The organism is Catenuloplanes japonicus, from assembly GCF_000717135.1.
Lineage (GTDB): Bacteria > Actinomycetota > Actinomycetes > Mycobacteriales > Micromonosporaceae > Catenuloplanes > Catenuloplanes japonicus.
Genome location: NZ_JNXY01000006.1, coordinates 163,970 through 187,066 on the forward strand (window position 1 = coordinate 163,970; position 23,097 = coordinate 187,066).

The following is a 23,097-nucleotide window of genomic DNA, read 5'->3' on the forward strand; positions in this document are numbered from 1 at the left end:
ATAGACCTGCTTCGCGGCTCTCATCACTTCAGCATGGAGTGTGCCCGCTACCCGCCCAGCATCTGCGAACTTCAGTCATCGGAGCCCGATCAGCCAGTTGAGACGCCTCGGAGATGTTCGTTCCGTCGATGGAATTGAGACACCACCGAACTGTGGAGAGAAGTTGTGCGAGAGCCCTTCGGCGTAGGCGCGGGGCGGGTGGAGCCCTTCCGTACGTGCCCAGTCGAGCATGTCGGTCTTGGTCAGGAACGGTGGTTCGCACATCGGAAACTTCACCGTCCATGGCGCCCAGCCGCGGGTGATGCCTGGGGTGCGGTGCTGTTCGCTCCGGTCGATCCCGACGTAGAGGATCGTGTCGGCGGGGTCGGCGTGCGTGGTCAGCCAGGCGCGGCAGGGTCGTTGTTTCAGGAAAGTCGAGCACGGGGCGATGCGGCTGTTGCCGAGAAAGCGCTGGTCGGCGAAGACCTGCCAGGGTGTGCGCCCGTCCGCGACGATCACTGGCTGAACTCCGAGGAGCGCGGCGGCGTCGTCGACGAAGCGCCACAGGTCAGGGTCTTCGGCCTTGGTGTCGGCGGCGAGGAGGACGAGGTTGTCGGTGCCGTGTTGTGCGGCGACGCGCATGGCGGCGGCCCACGAGCCGATCCCGCCGGAGAACTGGACCACGTGCCGGACCGTGCGAGCCGGAGCCGGCTGGACAGGTGACGGTGAGCGGCTAATCGGAGACACAGGAATTACTTTCGCGTTCAGGGTTTGAAGCGAGACGTTCGGGTGCCGGTGGCGGCCTGGATTCGGCTGTGGGCGAGGGCTACCAGGTGACCTGGATGCCGGGCTGCGAGACGGCTTGGCCCATCGGCAGAGCCGGCCCGCCTCGGCCCCGGCCGAGGTGTGTTTGTGCTGGTGGCTGGCCGGTCGTGACGGCCTCGGCGGATGCCGGTTCGTGTGCGGCTGCCGGGTCGAGGTGGCCGCGGGTGGTGAGTTCGGCGCGCAGGTGCGTGGCGTAGGTGGGGGTGGTGATGAGGGTGTCGGCGGTGCGGTGCCGGGGTCCCAGCCAGTCGGGTCCGAGCCGTCCGGTGACGGCTTGGGTGACGTCTTCGCGTTCGAGGTCCGGTAGCGCCAGGTAGATGTCCGCGGTGACCCGCACGTCGATGACGTCGGGTGTGGCGGCGTGCGGGTGGCGGGTGGCGAGGACCGCGTCGGCGGCGTGCAGGAACGCGCGGTGCGCGGTGCTGTCGGCTGCCGGGTACGCGCCGAGCGGCTGGTGCGGGTCGTCGGTACGGACCTGGTACTCGTCGCGGTACGCGGCGATCACCTCCACCCGCTGCTGCCACTGCTGTGCGGCGTGCGGGTCGGCCGGCTGCGCGCCGAGCCCGGACATCCAGGCGGGCTGCCTGGTGATCGCGCCGGCCGCCAGTGCCTGAACGCGGTCGCGGACCAGGTGCCCGGCAGCGTCGAGGTAGGTGCGCCATTCGGCGTCGACCTCGGTCGGGACGGGGGCGATCCAGGGCAGCGGGCCGTGCGCGGGGGCGGGGCGGGTGCGTTCGTGGACGAGGCGGCGGACGTCGTCGAGCCCGCTGTCCGGCCGGGTTCCGGCCAGCAGCCGTTCGACGGGTTGGCCGCTCTGCTCGGCGGCTTTGAGCGTCCAGGCCAGGGTCCGCCAGCTGTCGGTGTTGCCGGGAATGGTGGGGGCCGGGTTGGTGTCGAGGTGGCGGGCTATTCGCCAGGCCAGGACGTCTGAGATCGAGCGTGCGGTGTTCAGCGGATGCGTGAGCACCGTGGCGGCCAGGACATCGGCGGGCTTGTACCCGGCGTGTTCGGCGCGCTGGAGTGCCTTTTGCAAGGCTGGCCACGATGGTTCGGTGACCGCCCGCTCCGCGGTCTGCTCGTCGAGAACGAGGCGGACGAGTTGTTCGGGGTTGGTGCGGCCGGTGGCCGGGTGGGTGTGCAGCGCGGACGGCGGTGTCGTGGCGTGTGCCGGGTCGAGCGCGGTGACGCGCGGGGCGTGCAGGTGGACGAGCGCGGCGTACCGCGCCGCGTCGGTTTTGCTCGGTGCGGCGAGTGCCGGGGGCGGGGTGCGGCCCTCGATGTGGTTGTCGATACGCCACGCGAGCAGTTGGGCTGGGGACTCGCCGCGGGTCAGCGGACCGCGGCGTGCGGTGCCGGCGAGGACCTGTGGAAGGTCCCATCCGTCGGCCTCGGCTCGGTGCAAGGCGCGCATGACCGCCGGCCACGCCGGATCCTTCGCGACCCCGGCGGCGTCGTGGCCGAGGACGCCGGTGACGAGCGCGCGGAGCCGGATCGTGTCGGCTTTCTCGACGGCGAACCGCAACCTGGGGGCGAGCATGGCGAGGGATTGGGCGTCGTCGTGCGCCTGGGCGATCGCTTCGGTTGCGGAGGGTTCGGCGCCTTCGCGGGCGAGGACGGTTTCGAGGACTTCCCGGCCGGCGCGGTTGTGCCGGTCGTAGATCGTGCGGTCGAGGCGCGCGTCCTCATCGACCGGGAGGACGTGGTGGGTGATCGCGTAGAGGGTGGTCTTCTCGCGGGCGCGGGTGGCGGCGACGTAGAGCGTTTCGCGGGTCATGTCGTCGCTGATCAGTGCGTGCGTGGTGTCGACGGTGGCGCCTTGGGCGCGGTGGACGGTGGTGGCGTAGAGCAGCTCCACGTTCCCGGCCACATACGCGGCGGGCAGGGTGATCGTGCCGCCGTGGCGCATGTGCTGGACCTTCAGCGACCCGTCGGCCTTCCGGGCGGTGACGGTCCAGGCATCGCCGTTACGGACCCAGTCCTTCCCGCGGTTGCAGGTCATCTGCCGGTCGTTTACGCGGGTGACGATCCAGTCCCCGCGCCCGGCCCGGGTCCCGTCGTGCAAGGTCACGCCGTCGGCTTCGACCTGTCCTTCGGCGACTCGGTCGGCGCGGGCACGGGCGGACAGGGCGGTGACGCCGGTGGTGGTGGAGGCGGCCATCAGAGTCCGACGCCCGGCGCTCATGTCGGTGTGCCAGGCGGTGTACGCCTGCTCGATAATCGCCTCCGCCGACCCGGCCCGGATCCGATCGTGCTGCTGGTAGTAGTCCAAGGCGGTGGTGTCGCCGTCGCGTAGCCGGCGGGTGGTGTCGGCTTCTGCGGGGTGGGTGAAGCGGTGGAGGGTGTTGAGTTCGACGGCGCCGGCTTCGGTGGCGAGCAGCCGGAGTGCGCCGCCGGATTCGACGGCGGACAGCTGGCGGTAGTCGCCGAGCAGCCGGATCGTCGCGCCGTGCTGCTGCGCGATCGTGTGGAGGGTGTCGAGGTTGCGGGTGCCGGCCAGCCCCGCCTCGTCGACCAGAATCACGTCACCGGCGCGGACGTGGAAGAACGCCTTGTGTGCCGGGATCGCGCCGTCGCGGCCCGGTGCGGGTTGGCCTTCGACGAGGTGGTGGTAGATGAACTTGTGCAGGTTTTCCGCCGGCACCCCGAGATCGTCGCCGAGGACTGCTGCTGCGGCGGCCGAGGTGGCGAGCGGGATCAGGCGGCGGTTCTGGGTGGTGAGGACGTGCTGGTAGGCGTGCATCGTGGTCGTCTTCCCGGCGCCGGCCGGGCCGAGTCCGACGACGATCTGCCGTGCATCCGTGGCGAACGCGGCCACCATCGCCCGCTGCCCCGCGTCCAGCACCTTGCGCTCGGCGGCCTCGTACCCGTCGAGAATCGCGTGCACCTGCGCGACGGCGCTGGCCGGGCCGGTGGTGGTGCGGGCGGCGTCGAGGAGGCGTTGTTCGGCGTCGAGGATCGCGCGGCTGGTGTGCCGCGCGGCCCCGTGCTCGACGAACACCGACACGCCCGCACGCCGGAGCGCGTCCGGCTCGTCCAGCGGCGGCTGGACCGTGACCGGCACGCACTCCTCGCCGATCGACCGCGCAACGACCGCCTCCACCAGGCGCGTCCGCGCCTCCGTGTCGGCGAAACGCAGGCCGCCCGGAAACAACGAGTCGGGTGGTTCGCGCAGCAGCCGGTCGGCCTCGGCGCGCAGATTCCAGACCGTCCACGTCGAGCGGGACTGCTCCGCTCGCCCGACGGTCAGTTGCGCCAGCGTCGCGATGTCTGCTGTGGACAACATTGTGGATGAGACGATGACGGGCTGCTCACGGCTGTTGACAGCGACCACGCCGCCAAGCTTCTTCAGCGCCCGCCGGCCGTGCGCGTCGACAAGACGTTCCTGCCATTCCGCGCGCAGTTCGGCGAGCGAGCGCGGCAGTGCTTTGTCGCGGCGGGTGTCGAGGTTCGCGCGTTCGGCGAGCCGGAACGCGGTCTGGTTGTCCGGGTCCCGGCCGTGCGCACGCCGGAACTCGACCACGAGATCGTCGTAGCGGGCCTCGATCTGCCCGCGCCGGGAGGAGAACGTGCCGATGAACTCGACCGGTACCCCGGCCACCTCCCGGACCGGCTGCCGTTTGCGGGCGGTGTCCGGCCGGACCGCGAATTCCAGGCCGAGCCGGGCGGCGCCGAGGGTTTCGATCTGAGAGTTGTAGTGCTCCGACGCGGCGACTGCGATCCGGTGCAGCGCGCGTCCGTCGAGGCTGCGCCATCCACCGTCCGACCCCTGGATCTTGTTACTGATCGCCACGTGCGAGTGCAGGTTCGGATCGCCGTCGCGGGAGTCAAAGTGGTCGAACACCGTGTAGATCAGACCGCGGGTGGCCAGCTGTGCCTGGCCGACGTCGCCGATGCGGGTGAACGCCGCGTGCTCTTCCAGGAGCGCGATCGCGGAGTCGCGGGCCTGCTCGTGAATCTCACGGATCGCATCCCGTACCCACTCGCGGTCGTCGAGCGCCCACAGCAGCACGAGGGATTTAACCGGGGTGAAGACCAGGTCGTACCCGGCGACCCCGCCCCGCGCCCGACGTGCTTCCTCCGTGCGGACCGTGCCGATCTCCGCCTGCGTCGGCTCCCGCCCGGTCTCCTCCCGGATCACACCCAGACGAGCCGCCACACGTAGGTCGAAGTGCTCCAGAGTGGCGTAGACCGGGAACCGGCGCCCAAGCGTCGCCGCCCGGATCGCCTCCTCGGACAGCTTCGCCAGTGCCTCAGCGTCCATCCCGTCGCGGACGTGCTCGCGCAGGTAGTCGGCGGTGATTCGGTCCGCGTCCGGGTGCATCCCCTGCCCGAACAGATGCTTCATCTGCGTCTCGGTCACCGTCCCGGAGAGCCCGAGCGCGTCCAGACCGCGGCCTCCCCAGCGGCCGGGCGGGTTCCCGCGCGCGGTGTAGTAGTCGGCCGCGCTCTGTTCGGCGGTGCGGGTGCTGTCGCCGCCGGCGACGTGCCGGGTCAGGTAGGTGTAGCCGTCCCCGACGGACAGCTTGTGCAACGTCATCATCCCGGCTCGCCCCCTTCACCCATCGCATGACAATGCCCGCGAATGGTGTGCATTCGCGGGCTGTTTTAGTCGGCCATTTGCATCATCTGCGTGACCAGCTTACCGGCCGGGTTTTATCCATGACAAGAGCATCTGCAAGAGGTGTGTCGGCTAATTCTTGTTGGCCTCGGGATCTGGTATTTGTGCAGCTATATGGCGTGCTTGTGTGGATTTGACTTGTGGTTGTATTCGGTTGTTTGGGGTTGGCTTGATGTGGCTTGAATTTGCGACATGGTCTTGATGGAATGGCGTTCTGGTGGCTAGTTTTTGTGGCTATGGCGAAGCGCGTGAGTGGTGCTGGGGTTAATCGTTCGGCGGCGCGGCGGGCGTCGGAGGTCGCGGCGTTGCGGCAGGCCCGTCGGGCGGCGCATGAGGCGGCGGTGACCGCGCAGGTCGGTATCTACTTCGACCGGTCCGAGAAGGCGACGCAGGTGATGCAGGACGCCGGCGAGCGGGCGCTGCGGATCGTGCACGAAGCCCAAGTGGTCGCGGCGCAGCTGCACGGGCAGGCGGACGGGGCGCTGCGCGAGTTGCGCGCACTCGGGGAGCCGGTGGTGGAGATAGCCGGGATGGTCGACATCCCGGTGAGCGAGGTGAAAGCCGCGCTCGCCCGCGCGAAGACCACGTCCACGGCGAGCGGACCTGGCACCCCGGACGTGGAGGTCGTGGAGGTCGTGGAGAAGGAGATGCCGGCCGGGCTCGGCGCCGGGCCGGATGACGTGGGTGAGGAGTACGGGTGGGCGCCGGACGGCGTGCTGGTCGGTGAGTGAGCATGGTGAAGGGCCAGCCAGCATGAACGGGCTGGCCCTTGCGGTGGTGCGGGTGTTATGCGGTGCGGGTGTAGGACAGGACGAGGTGGTATTCGGCGAGGTCGTGGGGGTTGGCGAGGTCGTAGACGTCCCTTTCTCCGACGGTGACGGGGGTGCCGGGACGGCCGCGGCGGTTGCGGTCGCGGTGGTCCTCGGCGATCTCGAGTGCGTGGAACATGACGGGAGCCTCCTTGCGGCGGGCACGGCGACCGAGCGGCTCCGGGTTGGGGCCGGGCGCCGTGCTGACGGGCCGGTGAGAGACCGGCCCGCCGCCAGGGCAGGTCAAGCAGGCCGCAGGCCAGACCGGGAGCTGGCGGGCCAGCGGCAGCGACGGCGATGCGAAGCGAGCCGGGGCACGGCAGGTCCCGGGTGGCGCTTGCCGGCCCTCGCGCGGCCGGTCTTCACTGAAGCCCGACGGCCGAACGCCCGGCCGCCCCGGGGCGGGTCGTGGACTGCGCGGGCCGGGTGACGTGTGCGTTAGCGCGCCGCAGCAGGTGTGGCTGCCAGGGTTCCAGGCCCGCAACCCCAATGCCGGCGCAGCGCGGCGTGGCGTTGGACGCGGGCTTCGTCACTGGACCGTTCGCGGTATTCGCTCCAGCCGTATCGACACCGTCGAAGATTCAGCACGGCGCCCGGCGCGGCCTGCGTCGTCAGCTCAATCGACCAGCAGCGGTCACCGGACGTGCAATGGCAGCTACCGCTGACGACTCCGGGCACGCCGAGGACCGGGTCGAGCAGGGTGTCGATGACGGTGGCATGGTCGGGGCCGTCAGCCCACTCCAGTTCGATGCGTTCCCAGTTCTGCCATAGGTCGACAGCGGCGATCGACGGGTGACGGAACACCATGTGCCGGCGCAGCAGCACGGAGGCCAGCAGAGCAGGTTCTTCAAACCGTGTCTCGGTGGTGTAGCCGGACCCGAATTGGTGAGCGAAGGATTCTTCCTCTGGGTGCATCCGCTGCGGATGGGTGAGCCAGAGAAGTTGCATGTCGCGCGGTTCATGCTGGGTATCGAGATAGGCGGCTGCGGCGCGCCACCACTGGGCGGGGCGAATCCCGGCCAGCCGGATGACACCGGGAAGCCCGAGCCGCCGTAGCTGCACCCCATGAGGCAGCAGCTGCGCGCGCAGTCCCCAGAGCCCGCGGGGCTCGTCGTCTGGGCGGTAGGTCGGCATGAGCGCGCCGAGGACGTCGGGCAGCGCGGTCAACTTGACGCCGATGTCGAGTGCGTCAGAGGACGGCGAGACCCAGCTGATTCCGAAAGGGTCATCGCCGGGCCTCCAGCCGTGACCATCGGTTTCTCCGCGACGCCCGAGAAGCTTCAGCACGCTGTACTCCAGACTCGCCTGCATCGCCGACGCGGCCGGCATCAGCACCGGATCCGCTCGCAAACGCTGTAACGCGCGCGCGTGGGATTCACCGGTGACGGTGCGGAACAGCCGCGCGAACGCGGACACCCGGGCTCTGGGCATGACGACCTCCTGCGCTGCCCGGTCAGCGTGTGGAGAAGTCGGCACACAACGATGGCGCGATCTCAGAGATGTGACGATGCAGCCGGGTAAGGCGGTGGCCCTTTTGGCGGACTGACCGCATACCGGGTCATGCGGCTCCGACCTGGCGCCCAACGTCGCCAACCGCAACATCCCACAACGTCTGTCCTCGCGGACGCGCCGCCACGCGGATCCCGCCGAGGTTTCACCCGGGCGGGGACCGCCTACGGTGGCGCTCGCTGATGTGGCGCGGTCGCAATAGGATGCTCGGTATGGGTGACGTGGCGTGGTGGATCGAGCAGGGAAACCTGCTGTCGCCGCGCCCCACCCTCAACCACGATCTGCCGCCGATGGAGGACCCGCCACGGTCGCAGGGACACTTCCGGTTCGTAGGCGACGCGGGTATCGGGAAATCTGCGGTTCTCTTACAGGCGCTGGCTGCACTGCACGATGCGGATAAGGCCAGCTCGGTGTTCTCCCCGATACACCAGCTAACTCAGCGTCCTGGTCGCATCAACCGCTACCCCGGCGAGTTAGCGCAGCCTGAGTACCGCGTCTTCTTTATCAACCTTGAAGAGCCGGCCGGTGTGGTCTGGCAGCCGCCGACCGGCCCGGGAAGCTCCTACACACGGCTCAGCGGCTCGCTGCCGGACTTGTTCGCCAGCGCCGCCGCGACAAGCCGGCCGACACCGCCACTTGAGCAGCTGTTCGCCGCAATGGTTGATCGTTCGACGCGTCGGTCGCTCGCCCGGAAGTTGACCGTCAGCTCACACCATCTCGGCGTTCCTGTATTCGCGCTTGCGGCCGTGCTTAAAGCGGTGCTGCTGAGGCTCGCGGTGCTGCTGAGCCGCTGCGCGGCGGTTTTCCGTACGACACCGTTGGTCAGGCCACCGGGCACCCCGAACTTCACGAGTCCGCACCGGACCCGAGGACCCGACAGGCGGCAGGAACCGCGCGTCCTGCCCATCACCCTCGGAGCCACACCGGCCTGACCCGGCCTGGTTACAGCGCTCCTGAGGTACGCCTTCGGAGCGACCGAATGATCTCTGTTCTCACCAACGCCGTAGCCGGCCTGTCCACGCCGGCCTACATCCTGATCGGCACCGTCATTGCTGTCCTTGTGGTGTTCGCCAGCGTAGCGATATGGACGAAGGACGTCGGGCGCCGCGACACCGCGATCAACGTGCTGTGCATCTTCCTTCGGTGGCGGGACGGAGGAAAGGGGCCGAAACGCTAACGATGCACCACCCAGAGACGCAGGCTGGCCCAGATCGCTGGTCAGGTGCAGTCGAGCCCGCATGAGGGGCAGATCAGCACCTGGCGCTCAGGCTCGTCGTCCGGGCCGATCCAGATCCCGAGCAGGCCGTCGTCCTGGCACTGTTCCGGGCATGGGTAGAGCCATTCACCGGCGACGGCGCGCCGCCCGGGCACGACGTAGGCGCCGCCGTGGTGCACCACGAACTCGTCTCGGTAGGGCACCGGCCCGCACTGGATTGCGGTGACGGCGGCGGCGATGGTGGTCATCGACGTCAGCCTGCGGAGAGGCCGCTGGTGCGGCAGCCGGTGGTGGTGTCACCGGCGTCGAGGGCGGCGGCGACATAGGTGCGGGCAAGGCGGAGTAGATCGGCGTGGGCCTGGTCGTGCTGGTGGTCCGGGCACGGGCTGCTGGTCGTGCTGTCGGGGCAGCGGCAGCGGGCCGTGTCGTGGTCGTAGGCGTCGACGGTGTAGGAGAGGGCGAAGAGCAGGTCGTCGGCGATCATGCGGGGCACGACGATCACGACCGGCGCGTGACGATGCATCGTGATGGCTCCTGAACAGGTGCGGGATGGGTGAGGCAGGGGGCCGGGCCAGTCGCGGGGACCGGCCCGGCCCGGGATTCAGCGGGTGTGGTGGACGAGTTCGCGGTCGGTGGCGATCTCGGGGTAGACGTCCGCGGCGTACCGCTCCCCATCCGGGGTGGTGACGACGTCGCCGCGGCGTTGCCGGGTCGGCGGGCCGGCGTGCGCGTTGGTGAAGCGCATCGAGACGGACACGTTCTTCGCGCTGAGCTTGAGGGTGGGGAGCCCTGAGTCGTTGAGGTAGGGCATCAGGTGGCCGCCTTCGACGACGACCTGGTCGCCGCGGGTGAGGTTGCGGACGCGTGCGGCGAGGTCGCCCCAGGTCATGACGTCGAAGAACATGGCTTTCGCCTCGACCCAGCGGCCGTTGTGGTCGCGGTAGCGGTCGCGGTGGATGAGCTGAAACTGGGTGTATTCGCGGCCCTCACGGGTGGTCCCGGTCTCGGCGGAGGAGGTGAGGCGGCCTTCGATGACGATGGTGCACAGCATGGTCGGCTCCAGCGGTGAGGTGACGGCAGAATCGCGTGCTCGGGGGCGACGCGGGGCCGGGCGGTGAGAGCGCCCGGCCCCGCGGGGCGGGTGTTAGAGGGCAGGCTCGAGGTCGCGGTCGGCGGCGGTCTCGGCGTGCGCCCACGGGTCCGTCTCGTGGTCGGCGGCGGTGCGCGTGGGCCGGCTCGAGGCGGCGGGGTTGAACCGCAGCGACAGCGCGATGTTGGCGGCGGTGACCTGGAGTTGCGCGCCGGGCTTGTCGCTGTTCTGGGCGGTGAAGGCCCAGGCGGCCAGGTCGTCGCGGGCGTCGACGATGATCGTGTCGCCCTTGGTGAGCTGGGCGCAGCGCTCGGCGAGGGTTTCCCAGGCGGTGACGGTGACCCACATGGTCGGCCCGTTGACCCACTCGCCGCCGGTGGTGCGGCGGCGGGTGTTGTGCCCGACCCGCAGCCGGCACAGGGCCTTGCCGGACGGGGTGAACCGCAGCTCGGGGTTCTCGGCCAGGTTGCCCTCGAAGGTGAGGTTGAACAGCATGGGTGGCTCCCAAAGGGTGGTGCTTGGGTGCGGCACCCCGTGGTCGGCAGGTGGATCGGCTGATCCGCCGCGCCGGGTGTGCCGCGCTGACGGGGCCGGTCAGAGCCCGCCTGGGGCCGGGGGTGCAAGCCGCCCGCGCGGGCGATCTTTGGCGTCGAGCGGAGCGAGACCATGGGGCTCGGTGTCGAGCGCAGCGAGACCCGACGGGCCAAGATCGTTCGTTGGCGGTGGCTTAGCGGCCTCGGCCTGGGGTGGGCTGACCTGAGTCCTGTTCAGAAGCGGCGCCACCGGCCGCCGGTGGAACAGCACCACCTGCGCGTCCCCGGATCGCACCCCGCAGCGCCCTGGGACGCCTCCCGTGCGCGTACGGCTCGCCGAGGGAAACCTGCCGAAGACCAGCGCGGAGAGCCCCACCCGTGAGGACGGTCCGGCACCAGGGTTACGTGCATCGCGTCCGCGAAGGTGCCGAGTGGAGCAAATTCGCACCGCGCTGTCTCGCCGCGTCAAGATGCCGGGTGCGTCCGGCTCACTGAAGGTGATGGAGGTTCGGTTCTTGACCGCGGTCCTGGCTCGGGCCGTAAGCTCGGCGGCGTCGACAGGAAGGTGCGGGCCAGGTGATCACGAGCAGCCGGTCCGCGATCGTTCACGATGCCGTCTCGCGGCGACTTGTCGAAGCCGTTCAGGATCACGTGCGGCTCATCGACACGGGCGGCCCGAGACCGGCCGGCTGGCGATACCCGAGCGTGTTTCATCTCCTGCTCGCTCACGGCCGGTGCTTCGCCCCGGCGCGGCGCCCGCCGGGACTGGACAAGATGCCGGACGGCGCCTGCTACGCCAACGCCGCGTATACCGCCCGCACGTACCGCGAGCACGATCTCGTGTATGCCGAGGGGATCGCGGCGTTAAGCCGGCGGGGCGTCACCATTCACCTACCGCACGCCTGGTGCGTCACGCGGGCTGGTGACGCGATCGACCCGACCTGGGAGGTCGAGGACGGCACTGTCGCGTACTTCGGCGTACCGGTCGCCGACGCCGAGATCTGGCCTGCGCGCGGTGAAGGGCTTCTCGAGGATTTCGGATGGGCTAAGCGACTGCTGCGCGATGGTCTCCTGCCCGGAGCGGTCGCCGATCGCGGTTACCGGCCGCCGCCGGTGACCGCGCCGCCAGGCTGATCGCGGATACCGGTGTCGCATACTTTGGAGATGGGGCATATCGACCGTGTCCGCGCTGCCCGTGACACATGCGACGGGATGGTTGCCGAGGCGCTCGCCGGGCTCTTCGAGTCGATGGCTGGTGCGCTGCGCGCCGGTGTGAGCGCCGCCGATATCGCGGCGGCGTCACGCTTCGACGTCGACCAAGTCACGCGGATTGGCGTGGCGGCAAACATCCTGGCCCCGGCTCCCGGCGTGGAGCCCGACGATCGGGCCGCGCCGCAATGGCGGGAGACTCTCGCTGCCACGGACGACCCGCGGCAGCGTGCTCGCCTTGAACGGCTGCCGCGGGACTCCCGGCCGTTGCCGACCGTCGACAAATACGATGCCCTGCTTGCCAGGCGCGGCCGCGCGGACGGCGGCTCCGGCGGCATGCCGGCCCCCTGACGGACCGGCGTAAGCGGCCTGTGCAGCAGGAGCGGTCAGGCGTCCGGACGCACGATCGGACGGTTGACCGTGATGGATTGCCGGTTCGCGTGGAACAGGTCCGGATCCACGACGAGGTCGAAACGCTGATGCGGGATCATCCGTTCGACATCGACCGGCGCCCCCTGACGGCGAGTGGTGAAGTCACCCTCCCAGATCAGCACCTGCACCGCGTGACGGACATCCTCAGGATCGGCGCCGGTGCTCTCGGCCAGCCGCTGCAGAGATGTCGGAAGGACAGTGTGGCGCAGCCCGCCGTCGTGCTCGTTGATAAAAAGTCTCAATACCTTCTGGGAAAGCCTTCCGTAACGGCTCGTCCAGCGAAGGTGGTCCTCCTGCGCGCGCTCCTCAGGGCTCAGCGGCAGGACCTCGGTCGGCAGCGGCGGATCGGACGCGAGCCGCATCTTGGCATCGTGGTCGGAGCCTTCCACCGTGACGATGCCGAGCCTGACCATCAGGTCCAGCGTATGTGCGGCGGTGCGAACGGGGCCGATGCCCATCCGCTCGGCCAGCTCGTCGTATTCGCGGACCCGCCGGTCGTGGTCGGCGACTTCTTCCTCGGTGAGAGGGTCGTCCTCATCGGGTGTGGGAGGTGACCATGCCGGTGCCTCTGGCAGCTCGGCGGCGAGCGCTTCAGGCGCCGTGTCTCGATCGATGGTGATGCCGAGCCGGCGCGCGTGCAGGAGCTGCTGGGCCAGGAGAATCTCTGCCTGCGGGATGTCGGGGAACCGATGCAGAATGTCTTCGATGTCCATCGCCGCGTGGGGCAGCCATCGGAACCAGCCCAGCTGGAAGATTGCCGGTACGCGAATCGGCTCGTGCTCGGTGTCGTTCACACTCACCCACTGATCGTACTGATAGGACTACCAATTGTGGTCGCGTGGTGTCCTGCGGGGTGAGTGCGTCGCTCGGGTGCCGGCGTTACGGTGTCGGCTGTGAACCTGGAGCAGTTCTCGTGGGCCGGTGGGCTCGTCGGCGCCTTTACCGGTATCGCCGCGCTGATCACCAGCGTCTACTTCACCCGGCGGGCGACTAAGGCTGCGGAGGACGCGGCCGCGTCAGCGCGCAGGACCGCGAAGGTCGAAGTCGACCGTCATCACGGCGAACTCACACCGCAGGTCACCGTGGAGGCGGCGGCTGCTGGCCACGGCAGTGATCGCGTGACGGTGACCCTGTGCCTTGATGGCCCGCCCGGGTTGCGGCATCTAGACGAGATGCTGATCCGCATCCGCGGCGATCAGCCTCAGCGAGTCCTCGCCGGAGACCCGAGCGAGGAAGAACTCCGCGCCGTGATCTGGGCACCCTACAGGCTCGTACCCGGTGTCGACGGCGCAGACCTCGACGGCCGCAGCGTAAACGTGGCCACCGTGCGCAGCGGCGATCGGCGAACGCTCGTACTGGAGCCCAGCCCCGCACCGGCCTGGATTACCGCGGACGAGTGGGCCGCACGCCACGATGAGACACCGATCCGGCTGGCGATCGAGTGCACACGCACAGGCGATGAACCCTGGCCACTTCTGCGCGAGTTTCCGCAGCCGCAGGCAGAGTTCGAACCGCACCTGACCACGAAGTCTGGCGGGATCCTTGTCCTGAGATGCACCAATACGGGCAACGCCCCGGCGAAGGGCCCCGTTTTCACCGACGATACCGGCGACGACGTGAGCGTTGAAGGCACCTACCGCGAACTGGTCCATCCCAGCGAGTCCACCCAGAGCGCGTGGATCTATCGGACGGCGGCTGGGCACACGGAATGGGTGCGGCTCGCGTGGACCGACCTACGCGGCGTGACACGCTCCATGCGATACCGCCTGCCCGACTGAGAGTCGGAACCGGCCTCGTGCCCCCGCCGGGCGGTGACGATCGGTAAGGTCCGGGTCGGGGCGGCGCCTCGATGTTGATCTCCCGCAAGAATCAACGGCGCCGCCCCGACCGCTCGGCGAATCCCTCGCGCTACGTCACCAACGCGCGCCGCGCCCGGCTCGGGGAACAACCGCACGTGGCCTGCGTAGACCCGCGTGCCAGCCGGAGGCGATCGTCCGTTCGGCCTCAGCGGCGCTCAGGCCGACGTTACGTGCCGCGCCGAGCAGCTGAGGCCGGACGACGGACTGATCCAGGCCGCTGCGGGCGGCGAGCTGCCCGAGACGGAACGCGGCCAGATGCAGCGCGTTGTTTCGGCCGCCGCCGGTCACGCGTCGCCCGCCGGAGTACACCGGTCGCGGCGCCGCATGAATCCGCGCGAGCTCTCCGTCGAGCGCCGCCTGCGCGTAGCGGTGCACGTCACCGACTTCGCCCGACCCTGCGGGCGGGACGATGTCCGGCGGGGCGGGCTGGACCAGCTGACGTAGCGCGGGCGGGCACTCCGGCAACGCCTCGGCGGCGTTCCACGGCTGCTGGAAGGTGTACCAGCGGCCGGAGGCGTGCAAGGACGGTGGCGCGACGGCGTACCCGCCGCGCCCGCGCCAGTCGACGCCGGGCAGCAGGCTGATCCGGCTGGGCAGGCCGTCTGCGGCAAACCACAGGTGCCAGCCGTGCCCGGTGCGCACCAGCGGCCCGGCGGGGCGTACGACGTCGAGGACGTCGAGGACCGTGCTCAGCCCGGTCGTGGTGTCGATGTCGCAGACGTCGAGCTTGCCGCCGGTGGCTAGGCCGATGTTCGCCTCCGGCCAGCGCCGCCACCATGCCCGGACCCGGTGCGAGTCGGTTGCCGCCTCGTGCAGGCCGTGCGGCAGGCGTGGGTGTTTCCCAGGCGATCCGCATTCCGGCCCGGCCGTGCACGAGCAGACGCCTGCGGCGGTGTGGTGCAGCGGCATGACCGGAATCCCGGCCGTCGCGTACCAGCGCGCGGCCGCGGCGAGCGTCGGCACGCGTGTCGGCTCGGGCCCAGTGGCGTTGATGCGCGCGGTCATCGGCGTTCACCTGGTCTCGCCGGCGATGGCGGTGATGGCGGCACGTGCCTTGGCCGGGTCGATCTCGGTGATCCAGGTGCGGGGGATTTTGGGCCAGTAGCGGTTGCCGTTGCCGCCGAGCTGGACGAGTTTGACGGTGTCGCCGTTGTCTTTGAGGACCACGTGCGGGTCGGGGCTGCCGCGCCAGGCCGGTGAGGTGACGGTGACGACGGCGCCGAGGTCGAGCGGACGGAGGAGGGCCACGTCCGTGGTGGTGTCGCCGTTCTGGGCGGGTGTCAGGAGGGTGCGGGCGATCTTCAGGCCGACGCCGCCTGCGGGGTGGTTGAGGAAGGCGTTGACGGGTCCGAGACGGTCGATCGTCCAGACGACGCCGTGGTATCGGGCGTCGACGTAGTTCGGGTTACAGGTGACACGGTCACCGGGTTTGAACTGGTGCTCTGGCATGGGCGGAACGGGCTCCCTTGCAGTGGTTGTCGAACGATGACGGGCAGGTGTAAGGGCTCGCGCGTGAGTGCATGACGCCAGTGGTGCGTGGCATCGCCGGGCGTGTGGGCGGTGCGGGTTATGGCTGGTGGGGGCAGTGGACGGCGACCCAGCGGCCGGTGGCGAGTTCGTGGGTGCTGCCGTCGTGGAGGGTGAGGGTGATCCAGTCCCGGCCGTTGTGGTGGCGGATGCCGGAGACGGCGGTGACCGGGCCGACGGCCTCGAGGGTGAGGGCGAGCCCACCCGCGTGGTGGTCGTAGATGCCGGCGAGGATGTCGCCCTCGTGGACGGCGTCCGGGTGCCGCTGGAGGGGTTTGCCGCCGGGCATCCGCCATGCGGGCTCGCGATGCTGCGGGGGCAGGTCGGCGATGATGTCCGGGATCGGGTCACCAGTGTCGAGGCGCTGGTAGACGGCGAGGTACGCGGCGGCCAACCGTCGTTGCTCGTCGACGAACCCGGGTTCGTCCGGATCGGGAATGAACGCGGCGACTTCGGCCGCCGCCGCGGACAGGTCGAGCCCGTGCACGATCCGCAGGGCCCAGCGCACGTGCCGGTCGTGGCGCTGGGCAGCCTCGTCATATCCGCCGCGCGCCGCCCGGGCGAACAGACGCTGCCAGCGGGCGACCGCGATCGCGAGGGTGACCGGCCACGGCTCGCCGTTGGGGGTGTCGAGCTGCTGCCCGTCGCGGCGCCGTCCGTAGATCTCGTCGAATGGGGCTTTCTGCGGCCACTCGCGGTTGTCGAGGCTGACGGTCTTGGTGTTGACCTTGGTGATGCGGTACCAGCCGAACCCGCTGACGTTGACCAGGTCGCCTGGCGCAAGGTTGTCCCGGCTCCATGCGACGAAGGTGCCGTCGGCGGTCAGGTGGTCGAGCTTGGCGCGCTGGTGGGCGATGTCTTCGACGAGCCGGTCGTAGTCGCGCTGGATCCGGTCGCGGTAGCCGCCGGTGGTGTCCGGGGCGTCGAGGCTGCGCCGGGTGCGGCGCAGGTCGGCGGTGAGGCGCTCGATCCGGCGCATGATCACGCGCGGGTTGTCTCGGCGGTTGTCGTGCGCGCGGACCGCTGCCGCCCGCTCCGCCAGCCCGTCGGCGGTCTTCTGTGCGTCGATGGCCGTGTCGAGGTGCGCGTGCGCGCGTTCGCGGTGCCGCCGGTCGCCGGGGTAGGAGTGGTGGCCGGGCAGCATCGGCTGCCCGGCGGGGATCTGGTCGAGGATCGCGTGCGCGGCGTCGTGCCGGGCGTCGGCCCGCCCGGCGGCGGCATCGGCCCGCGCGGTGTAGCGGTCCGCGCGGTCGGCGGCGCGGTCGCTGCGTGCGGCTTCGCGGTCGGCGGCGGGCCGCCACGTGTCGTCGATGTCGACGGTGACCTGGTGGCCGTGCGCGCGCAGCGCGGTCGCGGTGGCCTCGATACGGCTGGTGGGGGCGTCGCGGTCGCGGGTGCCGCGAATGTAGATGCCGACGTCGGTTGAGTAGCGGAAGCCGTGTGGCTGGACGAGCTCGTAGACGCCGTCACCGCGCCGGGAGCCGGTGAGGATCGTGCCGTCTTCGTGGGTGTGCGTGATCGTGATCAAGAGCGGGCTCTTTCGTGGTGCGGACATGGGAAAGCGCCCCGGCCCGCCGAAGCGGGCCGGGGCGCCGGGTGGAGGAAGGACGGCGCGGGCCGGAGAGGAGTGGGTCAGGGGCAGGAGTGCGCGGCGTGGGCGGCAAGCAGCCCGCCGAGGCTGTCGCCGGCGGCGAGCATGACCGTGCCCTGGCCGCAGGAGTGGCAGGTCAGCCAGTCACCGTCGTCACCTGCGGTGATCAGCGTGTCCGGATGCACCCGTGGCCACCGCCGCGCGCAGGGCGCCGACGATTCGGCGAGGCGTAACGGCGACAGGTCCTGAAGACGCGCGGCCAGGTCGTGCAGCTCGGCGAGTTCGCCAGCGGTGTCGGCGGCCAGCCGGGCCGTGGGCAGGACCTGTTCGTGGACCAGCCGGTTGAGCCGGGTGCTGGCGGTGGCGTGGGCGGCGGCCAGCGCGAGCCGTGCCGGGTCCATGGCCTGGTAGTGGTCGGCGAGGGCGGTGAGGACCGCGTGGAGGTGGGGCACCGATCTGCGGGGCACGGGGGTCAGCAGGCCGTCACGCCGGTGGGTGGCGTCGATCGCGGCGAGCCAGCCGATGTGGTCGAGGGTGGTGACGACGCCGCCGATCAGCCGGTGGCCGTCGAGGACGGGCCGGTCGGCGAGCTGGTCGGCGAGCATCGCAGTGCCGTCGCCGAACCGCACGACCACTGCGTCCGGGATGGCCTGACCGGGCAGCGGGCACGGCCGGAATACCACCGTGCCCGCGATCCGCGCGCCCGTGATCCGGAAGGCGACTTCGCCCGCCGGCCGGATCGCGATGCTGACGTCGAGCGTGCCGTGCCGGCCCGGCAGGGTGACGGCGATCGGCGGGGTGTTCATGCGGCCTGCTTTGTCCGCCGGAACACCGCGATGCCGGCCAGCGGAGATGGCATCCGGATCGCGCGGGCGGTGCGGTCGAACACGCTGGTGGCGTAGAGCGGGGTGTCGAAGTACCGCAGCGGGATCCCGGCGGCGGTCATGGCGGCGGTCCAGCCGAGCCGGTCCCGTTCGGCCTCGGCGAAACACCGGCGTCCCGGATGGACCCCGGCGAACGCGTCAGTGAACGCTCGTGTGATCTGCGCGGCGGTCACGTCGGTTGTGGTGGCGCCTTCGGCGTGCAGCCAGTCGCCGATCACCGACGCCGGCAGCTCGTGGGCGGCGGCGAGGGCGTCGATCGCGCACAGCACCGGCAACTCGAGGTGTTCGCGGTGCCGGCCGTAGTCGCCGAACCCGTCCACCTCCACCACCCGCACCTGCCCGTCGCCTGGATTGCGGCCGTTCAGCGCGGCCAGGTGTGCGCGGGTGGTGTCCAGGTCGCCGGAGGGTCTTGCCCACCAGGTGAGTGTCGGATCCGCGCTGTGCGCGAACAGCAGCCGTGTCGAGGGGCCCAGCGGATCCGGTGGATCGCCGGGGATCCGGCCGTCGCGCTGGTCGCGCAGCCGGGCGAGCGCGGCGACTGCCCGCCGGGTCAGCCCGGACAGCGCGGCCACGGCCCGCTGCTGGTGAGCGCGCTGGTAGGCGGTCAGAGCGGTGGCGGGTGGGGTGTGGACGCGGGCGTCGTAGGTCAGCCACGCCACCGGTGTGCCGTCGCTGGAGACGACGTAGCAGATGAGGCCGGCGGTGGTCGGGGTGTGCCGCGGCCGGTACACGCTGACCGCGAGTTCCTCAGCCGCCTCCCGGGTGAGCCGGCCGGGCGGGATCGCAGGCAGGGCCGGGCCGAGCAGGCTCGCGCCGGTCAGCCGGCCAGCGTCAGCGTCGGCCAGCGCGGAGAAGAGCCGGAACGCCTCGGTTTGGGTGCAGCGGCTCATGGCTGTACCTCCCCGATGTCGAGGCGGATCGACCGGGACGCCGATCGCGGTGTGAGCACCGGCCGGTCGTCGATGGTGACCCCGACCGGGCCGGTGGCCTGCCCGGTGATCGGGGTGTCGTTGTGCACCTCGATGCGCAGGTCGGGTGAGTCGATGGGGTGCTGGAACAGTCGCACCGTGTACCCGCCCGCGGTCACCACCACGGCCGGGATGCCGTGCTGGTCTTCGATGACCTCGGCGGTCATCTCCCACGGTTCGCTGATCACCGGCCGGCCGCTTGAGTCGAGCAGTTCGCAGAGCAGTTGGACGACGTCGGCGCCGGACGGCGGGTGGTTGCGGTTGATGAACGCGGTGAGCCTGTCCAGCAGCACCGTGTCCGGATGCCGCTCCTCCGGCGGCAGCGGCGCGTTCACGCGGCACCTGCGGCCAGCGCGAACTCGGCCCGGTGCGGCTGCGGCAGAAAGCTCGGCTCCTGCCCGGAGATCGTCTCAACCAGCGCCGCGATCAAATCCCGGGCGGCGGGCGGGGTGACGGCGTTTCCGGCCTGCCGGACCCGCTCGCGCCGGGTGCCGAGGATCTCGTACACCTCGCTGAACGCCATCCCGGCCGCGATCTCGCCCGGCTCCAGCATCCGGAACACACAATCCAGGGGATCGACCAGTGTGTCATCGCGGTCGAGCAGCCCGTACCGGTCGACGGTCGTCAGGGTGCCGATCGGCTGGTCGACCGGTCGCGCTGCCCCGGTGCGGTGGTACGGGATGAGCAGCTGCGGCCAGGTCAGCAGCCCGTGGTGGTTCCCGGCCGCGGTCACCGTCGGCAGCGGATGGGCGCCGGTGGGCCGGGCGATGCCGTGGTTACGCATCGGCACCAGCAGCGCGTCCTGATGCCGGCCGGTCTGCGCCCGCAACGGCACGTCGACCGGGCGGACGTGGGCGACGGTGGCCCGGCCCTCCAGCGCCACGACCATCGGCGGGACCACGAGCTGCTCGGGGACCGGCGGGATGGCCAGGCCGTCGTTCTCCCGCGTCGTCCGGGCCGGCATCGGCACATCGACCGGGGACGGGTCGGTGCGCCACGTCCCGCCGGTCGGCACGAGGGCCGGCCGGGCGTAGCGCTCTAGGCCGGCGCGGATGCGGGCCATGGTCTTGTCGGCGAGAGGTTCAGCGCGGTCGCGGATGCGGGTGCCGGTCAGCGTCCAGTCGATCGCGACCGCCGCCGGGAGGACCTGCGGGTAGACGCGCCGGCCGCGGCAGGCCGGGGTCGGGCACGCCCACACGTACTGGCCGTGCGAGCCGTACCGCCCCCAGGTGCGGTCGGTGCGTTTCCACGCCTGGACTGGCTTTCCGGTCCGCCCGCAGTTGTTGCAGGTGGCGTCGGGGCGGGTCCAGCGGCGTAGGTCGGGGCAGCGGCGGATTTTCGTGAGGTGGCCGAGCAGGTACCAGCGGTCGCGGGACTGCGGCGCGCCGGGCCCGCCGGCCTGGGCGTACATGGAGTTGAGGTAGACCGGGTGCGCGCAGTAGCCGAGCGCTTCGATCGCCATGCGCCATGCCCGGTAGGGCAGCCACTTGTTGACCTCGACGACGTTCTCGACGACGAACCCGGCGTACGGCCTGCCGGCGAGGAGTTTCGCCTCCAGGAACCGCACGACGTCCCACATCGTGGCCCGGGAGCGTTCGGCGGCGTCACCGTCGAGGGTCTGGTCGAACAGGTCGGGGATCTTGTCGGCGTCCCGGACGCCTTTGGCCTGGGTGTGGTTCGTGCACTCCGGCGACGCCCACAGCAGGTCGGTGTGCGGGTAGCGGCGCGGGTCGACCTGGGAGATGTCCGCGCAGTCATGCGCGGCCTGCGGCAGGTTGTGCTGGTGGGTGGCGATGGCCTTGGCCCAGTGGTTCGCGGCCATCACGGTCTGCACACCGTTGACGAGTTCGGCGCCGGAGCTTGAGCCGCCGGCGCCGCAGAACAGATCGGTGAGGGTGTAGGTCACCCGAAGTCCTCCCGGAAACGACAAAGGCGGCGGGAACCCCGCGCCTGTGCGCGTGGGCTCCCGCCGCCTCGTGATGAAAGGGCGAGAAGGGGGAGAGCAGGTCAGACGGTGGTGAGACCGGGCTCGGCCAGCACGGTCGTCAGTTCCAGATCGAGGTCCACGTCCGAGTCCGCGAAGGCGTCGTCCCCGTCCGGCTCGTCCACCTGGTAGATCTCGTCGTCGTCGTCGTCGTCGTCGTCGTCGTCGTCGGCGTCGGCGTCGGCGTCGGCGTCGTCGTCCTGGTCGTCCTCGTCCTCGAAGTCGTCCTCGTCTTCGTCGAAGTCGTCGGGATCGTCGGTCGGCGGGGTGGGGGTGAGCTGCTGGTGCAGCTGGGTCTCTGCGTCGGAGAGGGCGTAGCCGTCGGCGACGAGCCGGTCCAGCCACCACAACGCCGCCGCCCGGTCCAGGGCCCACGTCTGCGCGATGGTGTGGCCGAGGTTGCGCTCGTGCGCGGCGACCCACCGCGCGACCAAGCTCCGCCGCAGCCGGTCCTCCCCGGCCGTGGCGAGCGTGTCGTCGTCGGCGCCGCCGAGCGCGGTGTAGACCGCGTCGTCGCCGGGGACCGGGCGCAGCTGGAACCGGGAGGCTACGGCCTGCCGCAGCGCCTCCGGGAACTGCGCCTTCGCCGCCTTCGCCGTGCCGTAGACACGGCTGTAGAACGCGCGCCGGACCTCGGCGGCGGCGCCGAGCGCGGCGACGAACTCGGCCTGGGCGCGCTCGGCGGCCTCCTGTGCCTCGGTCTTCGCGTCCGCCGGGCGCCGGCCGATCCGCCGCATGTAGCCGAGCTTCTCCGGGTCGGTGCAGTACACGGTCACCCGGGCGCTGGAGACCACCTTCTCGATGAACGCCGCGAACCCGGGCAGCGCCCGCACCAGCTCCGCCTGCAGCGGCTCGCCGGCGGCGGTGGTGAGGTGGGCGATGTCGGCCTCGACGCTGTGATACCCGAAGCCCTTCGGCTTCCCGGTGATCTTCACCCCGGCCAGGACCAGCTCCGCGTGGAGCTTCTCCTTCTCCGCCGTGTAGCTGCGCTTCTGCCGCTCGGCAGAGACCGCGTGCTGGAAACCCCACTCACTACCGGTCTTGGCGAGGAGCTTCTTCATCACGGCCGGCTCGCCCGCGAACTCGTCCAGAGCGGCGAGCTGCTCCAGGTTCAGGGTGCCGGCGTCCGCCGCATCCTGGGCCTGCTGCGGCAGCTCGCGGAGCTTGAGGCTCTGCCGCACCCGCACGGCCGGGATCGCGCGCACGTGCGCGATCTGCTCCGGCGTCCAATCCAGCAGGGTCAGCTGATGGTAGGCCTCGGCCTCCTCGGTCGGGGACAGCCCGATCCGGTCGCCGTTCTCGGCCAGCTGCGCCACGATCCACGCGGCCTCACCCGCGTTGGTGGCGACCCAGCATGGCACCTGCGCCATCTCCAGCGCGATCGCGGCGTACTTGCGCCGGTGCCCGATGACGATCCGATACCGCTCGAGATCCTCCGGCTCGTAGACCTCCGGGGCGCGAGGGATGACGACCAGCGGGCACAGGACCCCGACGACCTTCATCGACGCCTTCAGGTCGTCGAGGTCGTCGAGGTTCTTGCGCACGTTGCCCGGGTTGTCCTGCAGCAGGCGCGGATCCAGGTACGCCGCGCGCGACTCCACCGACTCATCGCCGGAAAGCGGCGCGAACAACGCGGCCGGGCCAGAGAGCGGCGGGCCGTCGATGACGATCTCGCCCTCGATCGCCTCGTCCGCCACAAGAGCGGCAGGCGGTGGGGGCAGCACATCGATGGTCACGATGAACGGTCCTTCCTGAAAGGGAGACCACCCGAACCGCGTGTGATGCGGTGCGGATTAGGCGGTGCTGGCCCGATCCGAGAAGGCCGGCCGATCGGCGACGGACGGCAAGGCCCACTACGGCCCGGCATTCACCGATCCGCTCGCGACGACGGCAGCGTGCGGGGCCTTGCCCGGCCGTGCCGCGGTCGGCCAGGATCACGGGGCGGCAACGCTCCGATCCCGGCCGCTACGCGTCCTGCCTCACCTGTTCACCAAGCACCGGCCCGCTGGATCGGGCGCTGCGGTCGCGGTAGCTGGCAAGGACGACCGAATGAGCTGCTCCGCG

At 70.6% G+C, this 23,097-nt stretch carries 23 protein-coding genes; 6 read left to right on the forward strand and 17 right to left on the reverse strand.

Features of this window, described 5'->3' with window-relative positions; all coding sequences use genetic code 11:
• Positions 1-75: 75 nt before the first annotated feature.
• Positions 76-663 carry a hypothetical protein gene (locus OP04_RS11520; protein ID WP_051797576.1) on the reverse strand — a complete coding sequence of 196 codons (588 nt, stop codon included), beginning with the start codon at positions 661-663 and terminating at the stop codon, positions 76-78.
• A 142-nt stretch (positions 664-805) separates the two neighbouring features.
• Positions 806-5,344, reverse strand: coding sequence for a MobF family relaxase (gene mobF / locus OP04_RS11525; protein ID WP_051797578.1), 4,539 nt, complete (start codon positions 5,342-5,344; stop codon positions 806-808).
• A gap of 419 nt (positions 5,345-5,763) precedes the next feature.
• Here mobF and OP04_RS11530 point away from each other — a divergent pair, with 419 nt between their 5' ends.
• Positions 5,764-6,153: an RNA polymerase sigma factor gene (locus OP04_RS11530; RefSeq protein ID WP_033339567.1), complete on the forward strand. Its 390-nt coding sequence runs from the start codon at positions 5,764-5,766 to the stop codon at positions 6,151-6,153.
• A 55-nt stretch (positions 6,154-6,208) separates the two neighbouring features.
• On the opposite strand, the gene OP04_RS53215 is transcribed toward OP04_RS11530, so the two are convergent.
• Positions 6,209-6,370, reverse strand: coding sequence for a hypothetical protein (locus OP04_RS53215; protein ID WP_157239669.1), 162 nt, complete (start codon positions 6,368-6,370; stop codon positions 6,209-6,211).
• A 299-nt stretch (positions 6,371-6,669) separates the two neighbouring features.
• Positions 6,670-7,662 carry a hypothetical protein gene (locus OP04_RS11535; protein ID WP_033339568.1) on the reverse strand — a complete coding sequence of 331 codons (993 nt, stop codon included), beginning with the start codon at positions 7,660-7,662 and terminating at the stop codon, positions 6,670-6,672.
• Between the two features lie 290 nt (positions 7,663-7,952).
• Between OP04_RS11535 and OP04_RS11540 the strand changes: the two genes are divergently transcribed.
• Together OP04_RS11540 and OP04_RS11545 are read left to right on the forward strand one after the other, a co-directional pair.
• Complete coding sequence (locus tag OP04_RS11540; protein WP_157239671.1) at positions 7,953-8,672, forward strand: hypothetical protein; 720 nt, start codon at positions 7,953-7,955, stop codon at positions 8,670-8,672.
• Between the two features lie 47 nt (positions 8,673-8,719).
• Complete coding sequence (locus tag OP04_RS11545; protein ID WP_033339570.1) at positions 8,720-8,917, forward strand: hypothetical protein; 198 nt, start codon at positions 8,720-8,722, stop codon at positions 8,915-8,917.
• Positions 8,918-8,958: 41 nt separating this feature from the next.
• Here OP04_RS11545 and OP04_RS11550 read toward each other — a convergent pair whose 3' ends face one another.
• From OP04_RS11550 to OP04_RS49515, 4 genes are all read right to left on the reverse strand, one after another.
• Positions 8,959-9,204: a hypothetical protein gene (locus tag OP04_RS11550; protein WP_033339571.1), complete on the reverse strand. Its 246-nt coding sequence runs from the start codon at positions 9,202-9,204 to the stop codon at positions 8,959-8,961.
• A 5-nt stretch (positions 9,205-9,209) separates the two neighbouring features.
• Positions 9,210-9,479 carry a hypothetical protein gene (locus OP04_RS11555; RefSeq protein WP_033339572.1) on the reverse strand — a complete coding sequence of 90 codons (270 nt, stop codon included), beginning with the start codon at positions 9,477-9,479 and terminating at the stop codon, positions 9,210-9,212.
• A gap of 78 nt (positions 9,480-9,557) precedes the next feature.
• The gene (locus OP04_RS11560; protein WP_033339573.1) at positions 9,558-10,007 is read right to left on the reverse strand and encodes a single-stranded DNA-binding protein; all 450 of its coding nucleotides are present in this window, start codon (positions 10,005-10,007) and stop codon (positions 9,558-9,560) included.
• A gap of 93 nt (positions 10,008-10,100) precedes the next feature.
• Complete coding sequence (locus OP04_RS49515; protein ID WP_051797579.1) at positions 10,101-10,541, reverse strand: single-stranded DNA-binding protein; 441 nt, start codon at positions 10,539-10,541, stop codon at positions 10,101-10,103.
• Between the two features lie 614 nt (positions 10,542-11,155).
• Here OP04_RS49515 and OP04_RS53220 point away from each other — a divergent pair.
• The gene (locus OP04_RS53220) at positions 11,156-11,713 is read left to right on the forward strand and encodes a hypothetical protein (protein ID WP_157239673.1); all 558 of its coding nucleotides are present in this window, start codon (positions 11,156-11,158) and stop codon (positions 11,711-11,713) included.
• Positions 11,714-11,743: 30 nt separating this feature from the next.
• On the forward strand, positions 11,744-12,139 hold the full coding sequence (locus OP04_RS11575) for a hypothetical protein (RefSeq protein WP_157239675.1): 396 nt from the start codon (positions 11,744-11,746) through the stop codon (positions 12,137-12,139).
• 35 nt (positions 12,140-12,174) lie between these two features.
• Here the strand turns inward: OP04_RS11575 and OP04_RS11580 are convergent, their stop codons facing one another.
• Positions 12,175-13,020, reverse strand: a complete 846-nt coding sequence (locus tag OP04_RS11580; protein ID WP_232323554.1) for a DUF6042 family protein — start codon at positions 13,018-13,020, stop codon at positions 12,175-12,177.
• Positions 13,021-13,113: 93 nt separating this feature from the next.
• Here OP04_RS11580 and OP04_RS11585 point away from each other — a divergent pair, with 93 nt between their 5' ends.
• Positions 13,114-13,998, forward strand: a complete 885-nt coding sequence (locus OP04_RS11585) for a hypothetical protein (RefSeq protein WP_033339575.1) — start codon at positions 13,114-13,116, stop codon at positions 13,996-13,998.
• 135 nt (positions 13,999-14,133) lie between these two features.
• On the opposite strand, the gene OP04_RS11590 is transcribed toward OP04_RS11585, so the two are convergent.
• The 8 genes from OP04_RS11590 to OP04_RS54595 form a co-directional block, all read right to left on the reverse strand.
• Positions 14,134-15,084: a bifunctional DNA primase/polymerase gene (locus OP04_RS11590; protein WP_051797583.1), complete on the reverse strand. Its 951-nt coding sequence runs from the start codon at positions 15,082-15,084 to the stop codon at positions 14,134-14,136.
• Positions 15,085-15,090: 6 nt separating this feature from the next.
• Complete coding sequence (locus tag OP04_RS11595; protein WP_033339576.1) at positions 15,091-15,528, reverse strand: hypothetical protein; 438 nt, start codon at positions 15,526-15,528, stop codon at positions 15,091-15,093.
• A 118-nt stretch (positions 15,529-15,646) separates the two neighbouring features.
• Positions 15,647-17,161: a DUF3560 domain-containing protein gene (locus OP04_RS11600; protein WP_085066382.1), complete on the reverse strand. Its 1,515-nt coding sequence runs from the start codon at positions 17,159-17,161 to the stop codon at positions 15,647-15,649.
• Positions 17,162-17,238: 77 nt separating this feature from the next.
• Positions 17,239-18,003 carry a hypothetical protein gene (locus OP04_RS11605; protein WP_033339577.1) on the reverse strand — a complete coding sequence of 255 codons (765 nt, stop codon included), beginning with the start codon at positions 18,001-18,003 and terminating at the stop codon, positions 17,239-17,241.
• Complete coding sequence (locus tag OP04_RS11610; RefSeq protein WP_033339578.1) at positions 18,000-18,971, reverse strand: hypothetical protein; 972 nt, start codon at positions 18,969-18,971, stop codon at positions 18,000-18,002. Before OP04_RS11610 ends, OP04_RS11605 begins: the two co-directional genes overlap by 4 nt.
• Positions 18,968-19,384 carry a hypothetical protein gene (locus tag OP04_RS11615; RefSeq protein WP_033339579.1) on the reverse strand — a complete coding sequence of 139 codons (417 nt, stop codon included), beginning with the start codon at positions 19,382-19,384 and terminating at the stop codon, positions 18,968-18,970. The genes OP04_RS11610 and OP04_RS11615 overlap by 4 nt, the downstream gene beginning before the upstream one ends.
• Entirely contained in the window at positions 19,381-20,955 is a 1,575-nt protein-coding gene (locus tag OP04_RS11620) for a DNA cytosine methyltransferase (protein ID WP_051797587.1), read from the reverse strand. The genes OP04_RS11615 and OP04_RS11620 overlap by 4 nt, the downstream gene beginning before the upstream one ends.
• A 101-nt stretch (positions 20,956-21,056) precedes the next feature.
• A complete protein-coding gene (locus tag OP04_RS54595) occupies positions 21,057-22,769 on the reverse strand; it encodes a ParB/RepB/Spo0J family partition protein (protein WP_085066383.1) in 1,713 nt (570 codons plus the stop codon).
• Positions 22,770-23,097 lie beyond the last annotated feature (328 nt).